This window comes from Mesorhizobium sp. CNPSo 4689 (assembly GCF_057784325.1).
The window spans coordinates 1-15,525 of record NZ_JBWLUZ010000060.1 but is presented as its reverse complement, the minus strand read 5'-3'; the positions used below and the strand labels follow the sequence as shown (position 1 = coordinate 15,525).

Sequence of the window (15,525 nt, the reverse complement as noted above, 5' to 3'; positions counted from 1 at the left end):
GCGCCGACCTGGCCAGCCCGAGAGCAATCGAAATGGCCCATGCCGCCCTGTCGGCAGGATCCTCGACCGGCGCTGATCAATCGGGCTCGATTATCAAGGTTTACGATGAGGCAGGCTATCTGGTTGCCACCGTCAATTTTTCCGACGTAGTGCGTGATAATTCCGAGCTGCGATCTCGCAGTAGTAATCCGCCCACCGAAGAGCCGGGTGTGATGCGGTCTGGTTGATTAATGTCAAACAGCTAGGCATGTCAGCCACCCGTCTTGCGGGCGCGACTTTGTTTTCTGCGTTCGATGCTCCGGGCGTTTCGACGAGCAACTCTCAGTTCGGCAAGTGTCGGTTGCCACCAGCCCCTCGAACGTTCGTCCGCTCCTGGCGGACTGCGTGCGGGCCACGTCCTGACCAATTCGGGGAGCGTGGCCGAACGCCAGCGGCCCCATACGTAGTCGACGTGTGCGCGCATCGCGATTGGATAAACGGGTCAACGAATGCGCCGGACACTTCATTGAAAACGACAATGCCATATTGCTCTGTCGCGACTGGCCGACCAGGAGGCGGCAAATCTTCAGCTGGCAGTGGATAGCGATGACGGCGACGTTCGGCATTCCGCTGTTGAGCGGCCTTGGAAGCTCCAGGCTCTCTGGCGGCCTCTCGTCGTCGCTTCCTTTCTTCGGGTTCGGCATGTTGGGCAGCGCTTTCGATCCTCGGCCACCGTCGCCGTAGCTCTTCATACGATCGGAACGGCACCCGCCAGGCCCGCAATTCGTCATCCCAACTTGCCCACGGAACTGCCCGCAGTTCCTCGAGAATCGTCTTCGAATAAGGCGTGCGAACACGTAGGTCGTCCGAAACCTCCAAGTATGGGCTCGATATCGGATCGAAGGCGAAGGCATCACGTCCCTTGCTGTCCCCGTCGATGGCCAACATCTCTGCCTCTTGCGCCAACCAGCGGTCGATCCGGCGGCTGGCCGTCTTTCCCGGGACGAACCAGCTCTTGCGCTCATCGCTCCACCTCGCTCGCGGAAAAGCCTGTCGAAATCGCTCCACGGCCATTCTGTCGAACGAAAAGCGCGCTTCGGCACCGGGAGCGTCCTGTTTCTGCGGCACGAGGTTAGCGTCCAATTTTTTCGCAATGCGCCATCACTCTGTTTCGAACAGAACGATCCGCAACCCTTAAGGTTCATGCGTGAATGGAGACGCGCCAGACCCAATAGCCGCTCCTCTGGAACATAGAGGGTGAACGACCGTTTTGCATTTGTGTAAAACCAAGGAGGCTATTGACCATGGACTGGAACCGCGTTGAGGGAAACTGGAAGCAGGTCAAGGGCAAGGTCAAGGAGCAGTGGGGCAAGCTCACTGATGACGATCTGGACCGCATCGCCGGCAAGCGCGACCAACTCGAAGGCAAGATCAGGAACGTTACGGGATTGAGAAGGATCGCGTACGTCGGGATATCGACGACTGGTATACCCGCCAAGGCTGGTAGGATTGCGTTCGGCAATCAAGGGGGCGCTGCCGCGTGGCAGCGCCCTCTGTTTTGCCCGGTGGCATGGAGGTCTCTTTTTCGGTACTGACGAAATCGAGCTACGGAACGCCTCGTTATCGCTGGGGCGGCGACCGGCATTGATCGACTTTGGAAACGGGGGGTGGTGGGTTCGCGCGACGTCAAGCGGAATTTGCATCGGCTTTAGGTGGTTGATCGTCTACGGTTCTTTCCCTAACAAGTGCCGCATTACCAGGGCATTCTTTGGGGCAAACCCTTCATAGTCGTTATTGAAATAGACCCAAGCTCTCTTGGCGCCACTGGCCCGGATTCTGTCAGCCCATTTCGTGAGCTGGTCTGTTGTGTAGTCATACCGGTACCAGCGCTCTGGACCGTGGAGCCGTACGTAGACATCATCAGCTGTCCGCACCATGGCATCCGGAAGACGAGGGCCGCTGCATGAGCAAAAGATCGTGCCTGTCTCACGAAAGGCTAAATATACAGTCTCGTTCCACCAACTGGCGTGACGAAACTCCACCACATTGCGCCGGGCCGGGTCGAGTTGGCCGAGAATGTCGCTCAGTCTCGCCTTTGTAAAACGGTAACTCGGCGGGAGCTGGAACAGAAAGCAGCCCATCCTATCACCGAGGATATCGGCAATCATTCCAAAGTCCCTTACGAGGGTTTTGGTGCCCTTAAACCTTTTGATGTGAGTAATAAGCTCACAGACTTTTACTGTATAGACGAAACTGCGTTTACCGGGTTGCCGAAACCAGCTTTCCACATTTGTGACGGTCGGCCATGAATAAAAGGAGGCATTGATTTCGACAGTATCAAATCGTGTCGCATAGTGATCGAACCATTCGCCTGTGGGTAGATCCGTCGGGTAAAACTGTCCCCGCCATTTCCAGTAAAACCATCCCGAGCAGCCGACATAGGCATATGCCTCCAAACAGGACACCGTATCCCCACGCTCTGCTATTCTACTGGCAAAGCGAGCGGCATGCATTTTGGCAGCACGTCCAACGTTTTCAATTCGCTGCTCCCTGCGCAGCCTACGCCGTTCACGACGCTCATCTGATCCAAGTTCTTCCCGCTTTATGGCTTCCGCACTCATTTGTCCGCGCGACCCTCGATAGGCAATCCTCGCGACCGCTAAGCCAACTACTATTTTCTATTTTCGCTGCAGCGGGAATGTGGCGTCGCCATCTTCCTTCCCTGACAGCACTCGAGGGTTCGCGCTCGATACGCCATCGTTCGTTCCTCCTTTATGATTCTTCTCTGACTGGCCTTTAGCGTCCGCCTCAGGAGAGCTCTTTATTGTGCGGATCGGTGTGCGTATCGCTGGGGTTTTGTCAGCCATTGCAGTGTTCTCCGTTGAGAACGTCCAACTCTGGGCGGCCACCAAAGTTCCCCCTGTTGCCGCGCGCCTATTTGCCGTCCGAGGAACCAAGCGATCCGTTGCCCGTTGCCAGCCATTGGGAACATGCGAGGAATTGGCATGGTTGCACCGAGAGCTGCCTGGAAGGGTTTTTCTGAAGATCGGTTCAGTTTCGTGCGGCGTGAAAGTTGTGGGGCCGCGAGCGAGGCCTCGAACTCAACGTGGTCGACACTCGCTATCTAGAAAAGCCCCATTATCTAGTATCCGCGCACGGAGCCTACATCAGGCTGGACTAAACCCGTGCGCGTTGGCCGCTGAAAAGCTGGAGCCTGGGTGTAGGAACCGCCATGCTTGAATCACTTTACCTCAACCTCGGTCAGCATGACGAAATCTCGGACGAGGAAAAGGCGCTCCTGAATGGAGCAATGGCGTTCGAAAAGGAGTTCGCGACCGGACAGGATCTGGTGTCGGTTGGCTCAAGACCAATCTACAGCACACTGATTCTGGATGGCTTGGCAGCGCGATATAAGGTTATGGAGGACGGTGGACGGCAGTTTACTTCGTTGCAGGTGCCTGGCGATTTTGTGGATCTCCACGCTTTTCTCCTAAAAACAATGGACCACGGCATCATTGCGCTGTCGCCTTGTCGTGTGGTCGTCGCCGACCACGGTCGGCTGCGCGCTATTACTGAAAGGGCTCCCCATCTCACACGGCTGTTGTGGCTAGATACGCTGGTCGACGGCGCCATCCACCGCGAATGGATCGTGGCTATGGGCAGACGGTCGAAGGCATCTCATCTGGCGCATCTTGTCTGCGAGCTTTTCGTACGGCTGCAAGTTGTGAAGCACACCAATGGCATGAGTTTCTATCTACCAATTTCGCAAGCTGAACTGGCTGATGTGCTTGGGCTCTCGGCCGTGCATATGAACCGGGTCATCGGCGCGTTGCGAAAGAGCGGGGTCATTAGCTGGGCCAACCATGTCGTCACCATTCTCGATTGGCAGCGCCTGACGGATATCGCCGAATTCGATCCCACCTATCTCAGTCTGACTCGGGAACCTCGATAGAAAAACCCCTGCTCCAGTTCCCGCTTAACATTTGAGCGCGACGGTTTTCATCGAAGGTGGTCTGATGGTTCTGTCGCCGGCCGTCAATGGGCTCCGGTGCTTGAGAGTCTCTGTGCTCCCGCCCCCAAGGAGCTACAATGGAAAAAATAGATCCTCGTCCCCTCTCAGCGTTCGACATTGATATCGTGCGAGGAGCCTTTAGATCATCCGTTGCGGAAGGTCTGGTGGGAGAGAGCCGCTGGAACCAACATATTAAGGACCTGTTCAAGGAATTGACGGGCTACACGGACGTCGACGCCGACATAATCCAATGGATAGTCAGGAAGGAGCCGGCCAATGGCCAAAATCCGGACTGGACCTGATCCGGTATCCGACCACGGACCTTACGAGCCCGCCTTCTTTGCCCTGAAGTACAATATGACCTTGAAAGCCGCGGAGGTCGTTCTCCACGCCAATGGCCCATCAAGAAACGCCTGCGATGGAGCGGCACGGGCTTTCACGGCGGCTGTTGCGGCGAGAAAGCAGTTGCAGTTCGAGAAGGATCAGGTCTCGTTTCGGAGAGCCTGAAGCGAGCAAAATCGAATATCCAATCCTCTGCCCTATGGAGATGATCCGCGGAGGAAAGCATGAATTCACTTCGTGAAATCAAGCTATGGCCTTCCGGTCGCTGTTCGATAGGACGGAACCACGCTGAACTTCAAGCTCATGAATGAACCACAGCCGCGTTCAAGCCGCCGGCGCTAGCTTAGTTCCTCGCCCTAAGTGGGAACGTATCGGGTGCAGCTGCCTTGTTGTTGCATCTAGGGATTGCTCGCCGAATTTTTGTCGAGCTCAAGCTGGGAAGGAAATCGCCTTGGCACGGTACTTTTTTGATATCCACGACGGAAAGGAATTTACTGGGGACGAGGAAGGAGAGGTCTGCGGCTCTCTCGTCGAAGTAAGTGACTACGCTGTCAGCGTGCTCCCTGACCTTGCCAGGGAAGAGCTGCCGAACGCTAACAGGTTATTCTGGATCAAGGTTCGGGATGAAGACGGCGCTTACATCTTTCGTGCATCGCTGGCTTTGACCACGGCATGGCTCGTCGAGGATAGTAACGGTCTGCCGCATCCCGGCGAAGGCCTCCAGCTAGCCGCCTTGCGGCGGACGCAAGAACAATTCAGAGCGATTAGGCGTGATCTTGCAGAGGATGGCTTGCGCGAAGGAATGCTCGAAATTGACACTCTCATAGGCATCGCACAGACAGAGGCCGAACGGATGATCAATCGTCTCGGTTTCGAGAAATCCAATGATCCCCAGAACTAACCTACGACGGCCGATGCTGGGCGGCCTTCTAATCCCTGCTACAGGCCTGCAAAGCCGAGACCCTTGCACTGGCTTAGTCGATTGGCGGTAGCCAGGACAGCAAATTTTCATTTCGCCAAGGAACATCATTCAGCATTGCACATTGCCTCAACAGACAATGCGACAGGTGGCGAATGGAACTCGTGAACACGTTGGTGAGCCGTAGTACATCGGAGCACGTAGTGAAATTTCTTGGTGAGGGCGGCGAAGCCGTCAGCGTTACGATGGCCACTGGCGACCAGGTCAGAGAAGACGCAGAAATCATCGAAAAGGCCAAGCAGATGCTTGTCCAGATCGTGGCTTTTGACCAGCCCGATGTTGGCACGGCGGCACCCGAGGAAAGCGAAGCCGGGGTCTACACATTCGAATATCAGGACCACGGCGTTGTCCGGATCATGCCGGGCATCTCGTTACCGTCCCGGCAAGCTGTTCAGGATGAAGTCAAGCGCTCGGCCGAAGATCTCTGGAAAGACGCCCTCGACAAGTTGGAGGCGCCAGTCGGATGGGCCGTCAGGGCACGTGACTCGCATGGCGAGGTCGTGGCGACCTGTAGCTACGAGGACATTCAACTGCGCGAGCCATAAAATTTGCTTCGGCTCGGAACACGAAAGCACCACGACTGTTAACGGACGCCTCCCGGTCGAAGAGGCGCTACCAACAAAAACAAGAAGGAAAACGCTATGTCGACGAAATCATCAAAAGGCCTGAACGAACTTTTCCATGACACTCTCAAGGACATTTACTTCGCCGAGAAAAAGATCCTCGCGACGTTGCCGAGATGGCAAAGGCTGCGCAGAGCCCCGATCTGAAGGCCGCCTTCGAAAAGCATCGCGGCGAGACGCAGGAGCACGTCGCTCGCCTCGAACAAGTGTTCGAAGCGATCGGCGAGAAGCCGGCGACAAAAAACTGTCCTGCCATCATGGGCATCATCGACGAGGGCGCCGAGATTATGGAAGAATACAAGGGTTCGCCTGCCTTGGACGCCGGCCTGCTGGCCGCCGCCCAAGCAGTGGAGCACTACGAGATCTCGCGCTACGGAACCATGCGGACCTGGGCGTCCGAACTCGGCCTGACAGAGGCGGTTAGCCTCTTGGACCTGACGCTTAGCGAAGAAAAGGAGACCGACGAGGCGTTGAGCGAGCTTGCTGAGGCCTCCGTCAACATCGCCGCCGAAGCGGCCTAGCGAAGCTGGGAACTCCCTCGTTCCCGTCCTCTCGAGCCCTGGTGGTCGATCACCAGGGCTCACACTCCCTGATCTTCAATCACCCCGATCAGCCATCAGCAGGGGTCCAAAACAGGAGAATGAAATGGGCTTTTTCGGCAAGTACTTCTCCAGCGTTGGCGGCAAGAAGCCCGCAGAGAAGGAGAAGAGCGGCGAGAAGAGCGGGGACATGCGTAAGGCTACCGGTGCCGGCCCCGCGCTCGCCGCCCATTCCAAGGACGCCAAGTCAACGGCTGCCACTGGTCAGAACCCCGCGGCTGCAAGGAAGAAGCCAAATAGCTAGTACAAGCTGGGCTACAGGATCGAAATCGCGTCGCCGGCGACCAAGAAGAGTTGCGGCGGGAGGCAAAGGTTCTGGGGTCAAGAAAGCGTTAGGCTACTTGTGCCAGAATCCCATTGTCCAAGTCGCATCTGGCGACCCCATACCGCCAACGATGGTTAGTCGCTTCACGGCGGCACTGATAAAACAATGTCAGCTGCCCTCCTTCGATCAAAACGGTCGCATGCCCGTTTTCGCCGAGCTCTCCAGGTTCCAGCACCGGTCCAACGGTTAGATACGGCCCCTCGACCCGATCAGCGATGGCGAAGAAAACGCGCTGCCGACTGCCGCGGGGGCCATCCGGAAGAAAGCAGGTCGCGTTAAGCAGGACACGGCCGTCTGGTAGCTCAACAAGTTGGGCCCCTTCGATGCCCCATTCATAGTCGGGGTGTTGGCGCGAATTGTGGTGGGGCAAGTCCGTATGGTCGAGTATCTTGCCTGCTCGCTTCCAGGGTCCGAACCACGAGTCAGACTGGCTGCAGACAAGATAAATGTCTGGCTGTGGCACTTTGGTAAATTTAGGCATGCCCGAGTAGACGATGTAACGCTTGCCGCCAATTATCGCCGGATGGGGATCGTAGATCCCGTCTTCTTCGGTGTCTGGCAAGGCGAAAAGGGCTGAGTTGAGAACCACCCACTGAAAGCCGTCGTTCGAAACGACATGCTCACATCGGCCGCCGGATTTCATGAATTCCGTCTGGACGAACATATGAAAGACGCCGCTCTCATAAATCACTCCAGGCGCAGCCACGCCTGACCCGCTTACCGGCAAAACGATAGGCTCATGTTCCACCCATGGGCCGTAAAGGTCGGGAGCCGTGGCATGGAGAATCCGCCAAGTCTCACTGGTGACGGTGCCGCTTGACCCAAACATGTGCCAGAGGCTCCCGTCAAACACTGGACAGGGGTCCTTCACATCGTCAACGGCCATTGGATGAAACAACGGGAAAACGTTCGTTTCAAAATTGATCGACATCGATCCCCCCAACAATGTCCGGCACCAATTCGCGGGCCAATCCTGCGAGGCGACGAATCGTTTCATCGGTTGTTAACTTTGTCGCAGCGTCGATTAACGCACGATTAACAATTGCCGCGTGCATCTCGGCAACGACCCACGGTGGTCTGTGTCCGTGTGCTCTCACTCTCCGTTGAGCCTGCAAGCGTGCGTTGGCCGATGAATCGGATTCGCCGGGGAACGAGTCACTCCCGGCAAAGTTAGAGCTACGGATAAGAAACCACATCTCGATGCCGCGATTAACATTTGTTGTACGCAAGCATCCGAAATTGCAATAAAAGGATTTCAGAATGGAAAACGCGGTTGGAAAATCGAATCATATGCACCAGTCAGAAGAATTCTCTACAATTCTATGTTTTTCGCACCTGCGATGGAACTTCGTATATCAACGCCCTCAGCATATCCTGACGCTAGCGTCGAAAACGACGAAGGTAATTTACTTTGAGGAGCCAATCTTCGAACATGTGCCTCAAGCTTTCATGCGATCGAACGCCGTTTCGGGATCCATCAAAGTCATAACCCCTGTCCTTCCCGTGGGAATCGCTCCGTCAGATGCAGATGCGGTCCAACGAAGATTCGTCGATCTTATCGTTGCCTCTACGCCCCAAGAACATCTGACGATCTGGTACTACACCCCGATGGCATTGCGTTTCAGCGACCATCTTACTTGTGATGTCTGCGTCTACGACTGCATGGATGAGCTCTCGGCTTTCAAGGAGGCACCGCCCGAGCTCATCCAGATGGAAAGACAACTTTTGGACCGTGCTGACGTGGTCTTTACCGGCGGGCAGAGCCTTTACGAGGCCAAGCGCGGTCTGCATCGGTCAATGTTTCCGTTTCCCAGCAGCATCGACTTTACTCACTTTCATCAGGCCCGGGTGCCTGGAAAGGACGCTGTAGATCAGGAACAAATCCCGCATCCCCGAGTGGGCTACTTCGGCGTGATCGATGAAAGGCTCGACGCCGGCCTGGTGGCAGACACTGCCCTGAGAATGCCGGACGTCCATTTCGTTATGGTAGGGCCGGTGGTCAAGATAGATCCTGAGGGTCTTCCAAAGGCAGAAAATCTGCATTGGCTTGGCAGCAAGGATTACGCGGACCTGCCGCGCTACCTTAGGCATTGGGACGCCGGATGGATGCCTTTCGCCCTTAATGCGGCCACCCGTTACATCAGTCCAACGAAGACCCCAGAATTCCTGGCCGCCGGGGTCCCCCTTGTTTCAACGGCGATCGTGGATGTCGTACGGGCCTATGGCGCCGAAGGTCTTGTGGAAATCGTGGATGCGAATGACGTCGAAGCGAAGCTTCGATCGGTTTTGGCCCGACCTCGCGACTGTCTGTTGAGGCAGATCGACGCCTATCTCCTGGACATGTCGTGGGAGAAGACGTGGAGCGCGATGGCGGTTCATATCCAGCGCGCCCGCTCGACCAGGAACATATTGCCATTTCGGCGGAGAGCGTGAGCATGTTCGACTGGTTGATTGTTGGCGCCGGTTTTGCCGGTAGTGTGCTTGCAGAGCGCATTGCATCGCAGCGAAACGAGAGCGTCTTACTCATCGACAGACGGAGCCACGTTGGTGGCAACGCCTACGATTGCTACAATAACGCCGGGATTCTGATCCATAAATATGGGCCTCACATATTCCATACAAACGCTCAGTCGATCGTCGATTATCTCTCGAAGTTCACGGCATGGCGGCCCTACGAGCATCGTGTGTTGTCCCGGGTCGATGGGAAGCTGCTGCCGATCCCGATAAACCTCGATACAATCAACAAACTATATGATCTCGATCTCACGTCCGACCAGTTGGAGCAGTTCTTCGTTTCTCGCCGAGAAGCGGTTGACGAAATCCGAACAGCCGAAGACGTGGTAGTGAGCACCGTCGGCCGGGAACTCTATGAAAAATTCTTTCGCGGTTACACCAGGAAGCAGTGGGGTGTCGATCCGTCTCAGTTAAGCAAATCGGTGACGGCTCGGGTTCCTACGCGCACCGACCGCGACGATCGCTATTTCGGCGACACGTTCCAGAAGATGCCGGCTGGCGGCTACACACGCATGTTCCGGCGCATGCTCGACAACCCCAAAATCAAAATCATGCTGCAAATGGATTATAGAGAGATCCGGGCCAGCATTCCGTTTCGCCGCATGGTCTATACCGGCCCGGTAGACGAATATTTTGATTGGAAGCTTGGTCGCCTGCCCTACCGGTCATTGCGGTTCAAACACGTGACGCTCGATCGCGAGCAATTTCAGCCGGTCGCCGTCGTCAACTATCCGCAGACGGAAGAGTACACCCGTATCACCGAGTACAAACATCTTACAGGACAGCTGAGCCCCAGAACCAGCCTGACCTACGAATATCCGACCGACATCGGTGACCCCTACTATCCCGTGCCGCGGGCTGAGAACGAAGCTCTTTACAAACGCTATGAAGCGCTGGCTGGAGGCGCTCGGGACGTCTGGTTTGTCGGCCGCCTAGCCACCTATCGGTACTACAACATGGATCAGGTCGTCGGTCAGGCTCTTGCGACATTCGCGCGAATTCAGAAGAACTTGCCGGCGAACGCGGAGCTGGAGACGACGCAGACCGTGGCTGCTGAATGACTGATGCCCTTGAGATATGGGGCGGTGTGGAATGCAGCCTTGTCCGAATTCGCGGGACGGTGCGCAACCAATTGGAAGACACCGGGCATTTGGTGCGCCTAGACGATCTTGATCTGATCGCCGGGCTCGGCATCCGTACGCTTCGCTATCCCGTGTTGTGGGAAATGGTCGAACGCAAGGCGGGTTCGTACGATTGGAGTTGGGCGGATGCGCGTTTGCAGCGTATCAACGAGCTTGGAATGCGGCCGATCGCAGGGCTGCTGCACCATGGCAGCGGACCGTCATGGACACAAATTCTCGATCCGAATTTTCCGGATATGCTCGCTCGATACGGTGCGTTGGTCGCTCAACGCTATCCCTGGATAGAGCTGTATACGCCCATCAACGAGCCGCTCACGACTGCCCGGATAAGCGGGCTCTACGGGCACTGGCATCCGCATGGCACCAGCGAGGGGATATGTCTGCAGCTGACTGTGGCTCAATGCAGGGCGATAGCAATGACGATGAAGGCAATCCGCCGATACGTGCCGCAAGCCGGCCTGGTTCAGACCGAGGATTTCGGGCGTGTTTTTTCAACTCAGCGACTCGCTTACCAGGCAGAGCATGAGACCGAGCGACGTTGGTTGTCACTGGATCTCCTAGCCGGGCGAGTCGATCGACAGCACCGCTTCTACAAGCGGCTTTTAGACGCCGGAATTGTTGATGATCATCTCTCGGAGCTAGTGGCGGAGCCTTGCGTCCCCGATATGATCGGCATTGATTATTACCTCACAAGCGATCGAATGATCGATGAGCGTGTCGATCAATTTCCTGACGAAAAGGTCGGCGGGAATGGTATCGACAGCTATGTCGATATTGCGGCCGCTCGATCCGACGCACGGGATGATACAAGCCTGAGGCTGAGACTTGAGGAACTCTGGGACCGCTATCACTTGCCGATCGCGGTAACGGAATTGCACAACGGGTCCACGCGCGATGAACAGATGCGCTGGCTTGTCGAAGGATGCAAAGCAGCGCATGCGGCCAAGGACAGTGGCGTCGACGTCCGTGCAGTTACGGCCTGGTCGCTGTTTGGCGCCGTCGACTGGAACTCAATGCTGGTGAGGCAGGACGGGTTCTATGAGAGCGGCGCCTTCGATATACGCGCCGGTGCGCCTCGGCCAACAGCGCTCGCGGACGCGATCGCAGGGCTCGCCAAGCATGGGTCTGTCGACCATCCCGTATTAGATCGGCCTGGTTGGTGGCGAGCAGACCGCAATCCCGAGAGCAGTGGACGGCCCCTGTTGCTGGTCGGATTCGGCCGCTTGATCTCAATCGTTGAGCAATGTTGCACCAACCGCAGGTTAACGGTCAGCGCAGTAAGGCCAGACAAGATCCAACTGCTAGTAGCAAAACATCACGCATGGGCCGCAATAGAAGTCGACGGCGAGCTGAGGCGAGCCGGCTCGCCAGCCGCCGCCACCCGAATGTTGTGCAGGTTCCCGGATGGGGGTGAGTTATTGCTGCAATGTGATCCCACACATCCCTCAATGGAAGTGGCAAATGCGCTTCTCGATCTGGTGATCGACGGTCAACGTGGCGCATTTCAGCTTTTGCAAACCGGCCCCGGCAATCAATACGAATTGTCGCCGCTACCCGCAGAGGCCCCTAGCGGACAGAAGTTTCCTACGAGCAAGGTGGCTTAGCAGCGGCCGACGCGTCGGCCTGCGATGGTCGGGCGCCAAACCACTGCTCGAGGGGAACCAGATAGATCGTCCTTCGTTACAGCCGATCCAGAAACGCCGGGCTCACGGGGAAGAAACAATGAGCAGATTTCTACCAATAGACCTCACCTTCGTCGACGGAACAACGATGGTTGTTTCCTCGATCACCGATGCCGAGAAAGCGCTAGCAAAGCAATGGCGCAATAAGGAGGCGATTGATTATGTGGAGGCGGTGCGCCTGCTTGCAGGGGCCAAGAGAGGCATCTGCAAGCCGGAGGTGGCTTTTGATGCTTTCAAACTGGCGGCACTGAAGCAGCGCCTTGTTCAACCGAGAAAATCGAGCGCCGCACTGAGCATCCTGGACGACCTGGTGTCGTAGTTTCACAGCAGGTGGGAGCAGGGATTTTAGCTCGCCCCGGCCGACAGAATTTTCGTAGGCGTTCCGGGGTCATCGATCAAAATATCAGCTTTCTGCCTACGCATCGGGCTACGAGGGCGATCGACACGATTGGCATACGAGGCGATGTTGTCGTCAGCGATCCAGGCCTTGTTGTGCATCCTCCGGGTCAACGCAAAAAGTCGCAACAGAACTTCCACACCGCGAAAAATGCTGCGTTGCCTGATGCCGCTCGGATTGAAGAGCTTCAATTCGATGTTTGGATGATTGCTCAGCGCTCGATAGGCAGATTCGCTTTTGCGCGGATTGACGTCGTCAAGGAGCATACGCACCCGCACCCCGCGCTCAGCGGCCCGGACAACTTCCTGCAGAAGCAAGCGGCCAGTCTGATCATCGTGCCAAAGGTAGTACATAAGATCGAGGGTTCGGACCGAACTTCTTGCCGCCAGAACGCGCACGGCGAAGGCGTCATAATTGTCCGCAACGAGCATGGCGTGAGGCATCGGCGCTGGTCGATGAAACTTTTCAAGCCGTCGCTGGAATGGTCCTTTCGCAGGTCGGCGCCGAGGTCGCCCATGGCAGTAGCCGGGCGCAAAAATTCTTCGCGAGCTTTGAGCCGCCGGCACGACCGGAACAAGGCAAAGTTGGTTGCGTTATGAAGTTATCGGTGGCGTTGGCCACCTGCGTCCGCGGAGATTTTTACTTATGTCAGTCCAGTGTCGCGTTTCGGTCGACGATAGCCAGTTCATCGAGAGTGTGACTTTTCAGGTCCTACCACGTGTCGGCGAAAGCGTTTCCATGTCGATTGGCGGGGCGCCCACCAATCTTCGCGTTTCGCGAGTATTACATCTGCCGGACGGTGAATCTCCTGACGGCTCGCTCATTGTGCTTGAACTTACCAGCAAGATTCTCTGAAGGTTTTCGCAAAGTGAGGCCTTTGGCGTTTGGCGCTGGCGACAAACCAGTCCGAGAGGATTGAAATCGACTGCACGGGCGTTGGGATCCGGCTGCGTCACGTACCCAAGCTCTTCGTGAGGTGCAGGAACTTCATCTGACGTTGGACATTGAGCTGCAGGGGTGCATGCACTTCAGCCCGATGCCGTCAGACGAGCGATTGGAGCTATCTTATGCAGGCTCCGTCTATCGCGACTTAGCGAGCAGTTCGAGGCCTGATGCACCCGAAGAACCGGAACAAGCAGTTGGTCGAGGAAACGTGTTGAGAGCCTTCCTTCGTAACAACGGGCTGACAATCGCCCTGGTCTCAATGTTCCTGTTTTGCGTGCTTGGCATGGTCTGGTCAGGCCAAGCAGCCCACAATGAGGAACTCCGGGAGCACGGCACACCAGCTATCGGAGTATTTGCCTATCTGAAGAGCGCAGAGTTTCTCTCGGCGCTTTTCGAAAACTGGGAAAGCGAATTCCTGCAGATGTCGGCCTATGTGATGCTGACCGCCATGCTCTTCCAGCGAGGCTCCGCTGAATCTCGCGATCCCGATGAACCCCATAGACCGGAAGACGAACTCCCATCCGCGATCCGCAGGCGAAAGCCGATACTGTCGTGGCTCTATTCCTACTCGCTGGGCATAGCCCTGGCTCTACTGTTTATACTCTCATTTGGCTTTCACTGGTGGACAAGCCTGACGGCCGCAAACGAGACAGCGCTGCGCCACGGGGAATCAATCCAGTCTCTGGGAGACCATCTTCTCAACGCCAAGCTCTGGTTCGAATCTTTCCAAAACTGGCAGTCGGAATTTCTGTCTACGGCAGTCCTGGTTCTGCTCTCGATATTCCTCCGGCACAAGGGCTCCCCGGAATCCAAGCCCGTCAATGCGGCAAACTCCGACACAGGTGAGTAGACCGCGATTGCTCGGTGGGCGCCAAGATCGCCAGGACTACTCGGAGCTTTCCGGTTCAGAAACGGCTCGGCTCTGAGAGCCGCCGCTTGGTTCGCCGGAACGGCGCGATTCAAGAAACGATCACGCCGTCTCAATGGAACGTTAGTGGTTTCGGATAGTTGATTTCATGCTTCGGACCCTGCTGCTTGGTTCCGCAGCAGGCTGGTGGTCAAACACCGGCCGGCCCGCGTCATCGGTCCCTCCGTGGCGCGGGCCTTTTTTTCTTTCATAGACTGACTGTGCCTGGCCTCCAGATAGGCCATGTCGATCAGATACAAAGATCGGCTACATAGACTTGTTGTAGGGGTCTCCCAAAGAGGCTCCGAATGCGCCGGCTGCTTTGGCCGCGACGATGTCCCCTGCGCCGGTACTAGCAAATCCATGCGGCGGGCGAACGCAACAAAAGTGCTCCGAGCGGTTTCGGCATCCACCTCGCCGGCGAGGGCTGCCCTGCACGCATTGAGAGCGATGCCATGAGCAGCGTTCCGCTTCGATGGCGGCCATTCATCCAGCAGGACGAAGGCGTCTTTTACGCTTTGAATGTCGGTCGGAAACCCAAGACCCACGAGCACCCTCACTGGATGCTGAAATTGATTGTGTTCCATGTTTTCCTCCGTTCACGTGGTGTTTAGTTGAGTCGATCGGAAGCCTCGCCACGGCACCGTGAAAGGTCGCGTTCGCAGCGCCCTAGCCTGCCGAACTCCCGTTTGCAGGGGGGTGTTTGCCGTCGGTGAGATTCCGCGCGGCCAGAAACATCACCGTGTATGCTGTTTTGCGCCGATCCCAACCTGCGTGTTCCGCCCGGTCAAGGAGTTCCATAAGGATTGGGTCCAGCGCGGTTTTCAGATCCGCTTCGTAGTTCAGGTCGGTGGCCGCGCGCGAGGGCGGCGGGATAACGTCGAGTTTCATCACGTTGATGGCCTCACCCTATGTCGGAAAAGTCCGCGCCCATGGAGCGCGGACACCGCTGCGTTTCCTCAGAAGTCCATGCCGCCACCCGGCATTGCCGGAACTGCGGGTTCCTTCTTCGGCTTCTCGGCAACCATCGCTTCCGTCGTTACCAGCAGGCCGGCAACCGATGCCGCATCCTGGAGCGC

16 protein-coding genes and 3 pseudogenes are annotated in these 15,525 nt (G+C 56.7%); 13 read left to right on the top strand and 6 right to left on the bottom strand.

The window, feature by feature from the left end:
* Nucleotides 1-227: hypothetical protein (locus AC04SI_RS31940; protein ID WP_488475608.1), on the top strand; the 227-nt coding region annotated here is incomplete at its 5' end.
* Nucleotides 228-250: 23 nt separating this feature from the next.
* Here the strand turns inward: AC04SI_RS31940 and AC04SI_RS31935 are convergent.
* A pseudogene (locus AC04SI_RS31935) lies at nt 251-1,053 on the bottom strand (hypothetical protein).
* A 230-nt stretch (nt 1,054-1,283) separates the two neighbouring features.
* Here AC04SI_RS31935 and AC04SI_RS31930 point away from each other — a divergent pair.
* A pseudogene (locus AC04SI_RS31930) lies at nt 1,284-1,486 on the top strand (CsbD family protein).
* 217 nt (nt 1,487-1,703) lie between these two features.
* On the opposite strand, the gene AC04SI_RS31925 reads toward AC04SI_RS31930, so the two are convergent.
* Nucleotides 1,704-2,600 (bottom strand): DUF72 domain-containing protein, encoded by an 897-nt coding sequence (locus AC04SI_RS31925; RefSeq protein ID WP_488475607.1) that lies wholly within the window; start codon nt 2,598-2,600, stop codon nt 1,704-1,706.
* Between the two features lie 611 nt (nt 2,601-3,211).
* Here AC04SI_RS31925 and AC04SI_RS31920 point away from each other — a divergent pair.
* The 6 genes and pseudogenes from AC04SI_RS31920 to AC04SI_RS31895 all read left to right on the top strand — a co-directional run bounded on the left by AC04SI_RS31920 (nt 3,212) and on the right by AC04SI_RS31895 (nt 6,778).
* Complete coding sequence (locus AC04SI_RS31920) at nt 3,212-3,931, top strand: Crp/Fnr family transcriptional regulator (RefSeq protein ID WP_192180679.1); 720 nt, start codon at nt 3,212-3,214, stop codon at nt 3,929-3,931.
* Between the two features lie 137 nt (nt 3,932-4,068).
* Nucleotides 4,069-4,293 carry a hypothetical protein gene (locus AC04SI_RS31915; RefSeq protein ID WP_192180678.1) on the top strand — a complete coding sequence of 75 codons (225 nt, stop codon included), beginning with the start codon at nt 4,069-4,071 and terminating at the stop codon, nt 4,291-4,293.
* A gap of 491 nt (nt 4,294-4,784) precedes the next feature.
* Nucleotides 4,785-5,234 (top strand): DUF6894 family protein, encoded by a 450-nt coding sequence (locus AC04SI_RS31910; protein WP_488475606.1) that lies wholly within the window; start codon nt 4,785-4,787, stop codon nt 5,232-5,234.
* 221 nt (nt 5,235-5,455) lie between these two features.
* Nucleotides 5,456-5,857, top strand: a complete 402-nt coding sequence (locus tag AC04SI_RS31905) for a DUF6894 family protein (RefSeq protein ID WP_488475605.1) — start codon at nt 5,456-5,458, stop codon at nt 5,855-5,857.
* A 96-nt stretch (nt 5,858-5,953) separates the two neighbouring features.
* Nucleotides 5,954-6,456, top strand: a pseudogene (locus tag AC04SI_RS31900) (YciE/YciF ferroxidase family protein).
* A 124-nt stretch (nt 6,457-6,580) separates the two neighbouring features.
* The gene (locus tag AC04SI_RS31895) at nt 6,581-6,778 is read left to right on the top strand and encodes a hypothetical protein (RefSeq protein WP_192180674.1); all 198 of its coding nucleotides are present in this window, start codon (nt 6,581-6,583) and stop codon (nt 6,776-6,778) included.
* A gap of 88 nt (nt 6,779-6,866) precedes the next feature.
* On the opposite strand, the gene AC04SI_RS31890 is transcribed toward AC04SI_RS31895, so the two are convergent.
* Nucleotides 6,867-7,790: a glycoside hydrolase family protein gene (locus AC04SI_RS31890; RefSeq protein ID WP_488475604.1), complete on the bottom strand. Its 924-nt coding sequence runs from the start codon at nt 7,788-7,790 to the stop codon at nt 6,867-6,869.
* 329 nt (nt 7,791-8,119) lie between these two features.
* On the opposite strand from AC04SI_RS31890, the gene AC04SI_RS31885 reads away from it, so the two are divergent.
* The 4 genes from AC04SI_RS31885 to AC04SI_RS31870 all read left to right on the top strand — a co-directional run bounded on the left by AC04SI_RS31885 (nt 8,120) and on the right by AC04SI_RS31870 (nt 12,516).
* On the top strand, nt 8,120-9,292 hold the full coding sequence (locus tag AC04SI_RS31885) for a glycosyltransferase family protein (RefSeq protein ID WP_192180672.1): 1,173 nt from the start codon (nt 8,120-8,122) through the stop codon (nt 9,290-9,292).
* A gap of 2 nt (nt 9,293-9,294) precedes the next feature.
* The gene (glf, locus tag AC04SI_RS31880; protein WP_192180686.1) at nt 9,295-10,434 is read left to right on the top strand and encodes a UDP-galactopyranose mutase; all 1,140 of its coding nucleotides are present in this window, start codon (nt 9,295-9,297) and stop codon (nt 10,432-10,434) included.
* Nucleotides 10,431-12,119, top strand: a complete 1,689-nt coding sequence (locus tag AC04SI_RS31875) for a family 1 glycosylhydrolase (protein ID WP_192180671.1) — start codon at nt 10,431-10,433, stop codon at nt 12,117-12,119. The genes glf and AC04SI_RS31875 overlap by 4 nt, the downstream gene beginning before the upstream one ends.
* Nucleotides 12,120-12,237: 118 nt before the next feature.
* Nucleotides 12,238-12,516 carry a DUF982 domain-containing protein gene (locus AC04SI_RS31870; RefSeq protein ID WP_192180670.1) on the top strand — a complete coding sequence of 93 codons (279 nt, stop codon included), beginning with the start codon at nt 12,238-12,240 and terminating at the stop codon, nt 12,514-12,516.
* Nucleotides 12,517-12,542: 26 nt separating this feature from the next.
* Here the strand turns inward: AC04SI_RS31870 and AC04SI_RS31865 are convergent, their stop codons facing one another.
* The gene (locus tag AC04SI_RS31865) at nt 12,543-13,025 is read right to left on the bottom strand and encodes a phospholipase D-like domain-containing protein (protein ID WP_488475603.1); all 483 of its coding nucleotides are present in this window, start codon (nt 13,023-13,025) and stop codon (nt 12,543-12,545) included.
* A gap of 725 nt (nt 13,026-13,750) precedes the next feature.
* Between AC04SI_RS31865 and AC04SI_RS31860 the strand changes: the two genes are divergently transcribed.
* Complete coding sequence (locus tag AC04SI_RS31860; protein ID WP_192183592.1) at nt 13,751-14,389, top strand: DUF6766 family protein; 639 nt, start codon at nt 13,751-13,753, stop codon at nt 14,387-14,389.
* Nucleotides 14,390-14,553: 164 nt separating this feature from the next.
* Here the strand turns inward: AC04SI_RS31860 and AC04SI_RS31855 are convergent, their stop codons facing one another.
* Together AC04SI_RS31855 and AC04SI_RS31850 are read right to left on the bottom strand one after the other, a co-directional pair.
* Nucleotides 14,554-15,033, bottom strand: coding sequence for a DUF982 domain-containing protein (locus AC04SI_RS31855; RefSeq protein ID WP_488475602.1), 480 nt, complete (start codon nt 15,031-15,033; stop codon nt 14,554-14,556).
* Nucleotides 15,034-15,115: 82 nt separating this feature from the next.
* Entirely contained in the window at nt 15,116-15,337 is a 222-nt protein-coding gene (locus tag AC04SI_RS31850; RefSeq protein ID WP_192183503.1) for a hypothetical protein, read from the bottom strand.
* Nucleotides 15,338-15,525 lie beyond the last annotated feature (188 nt).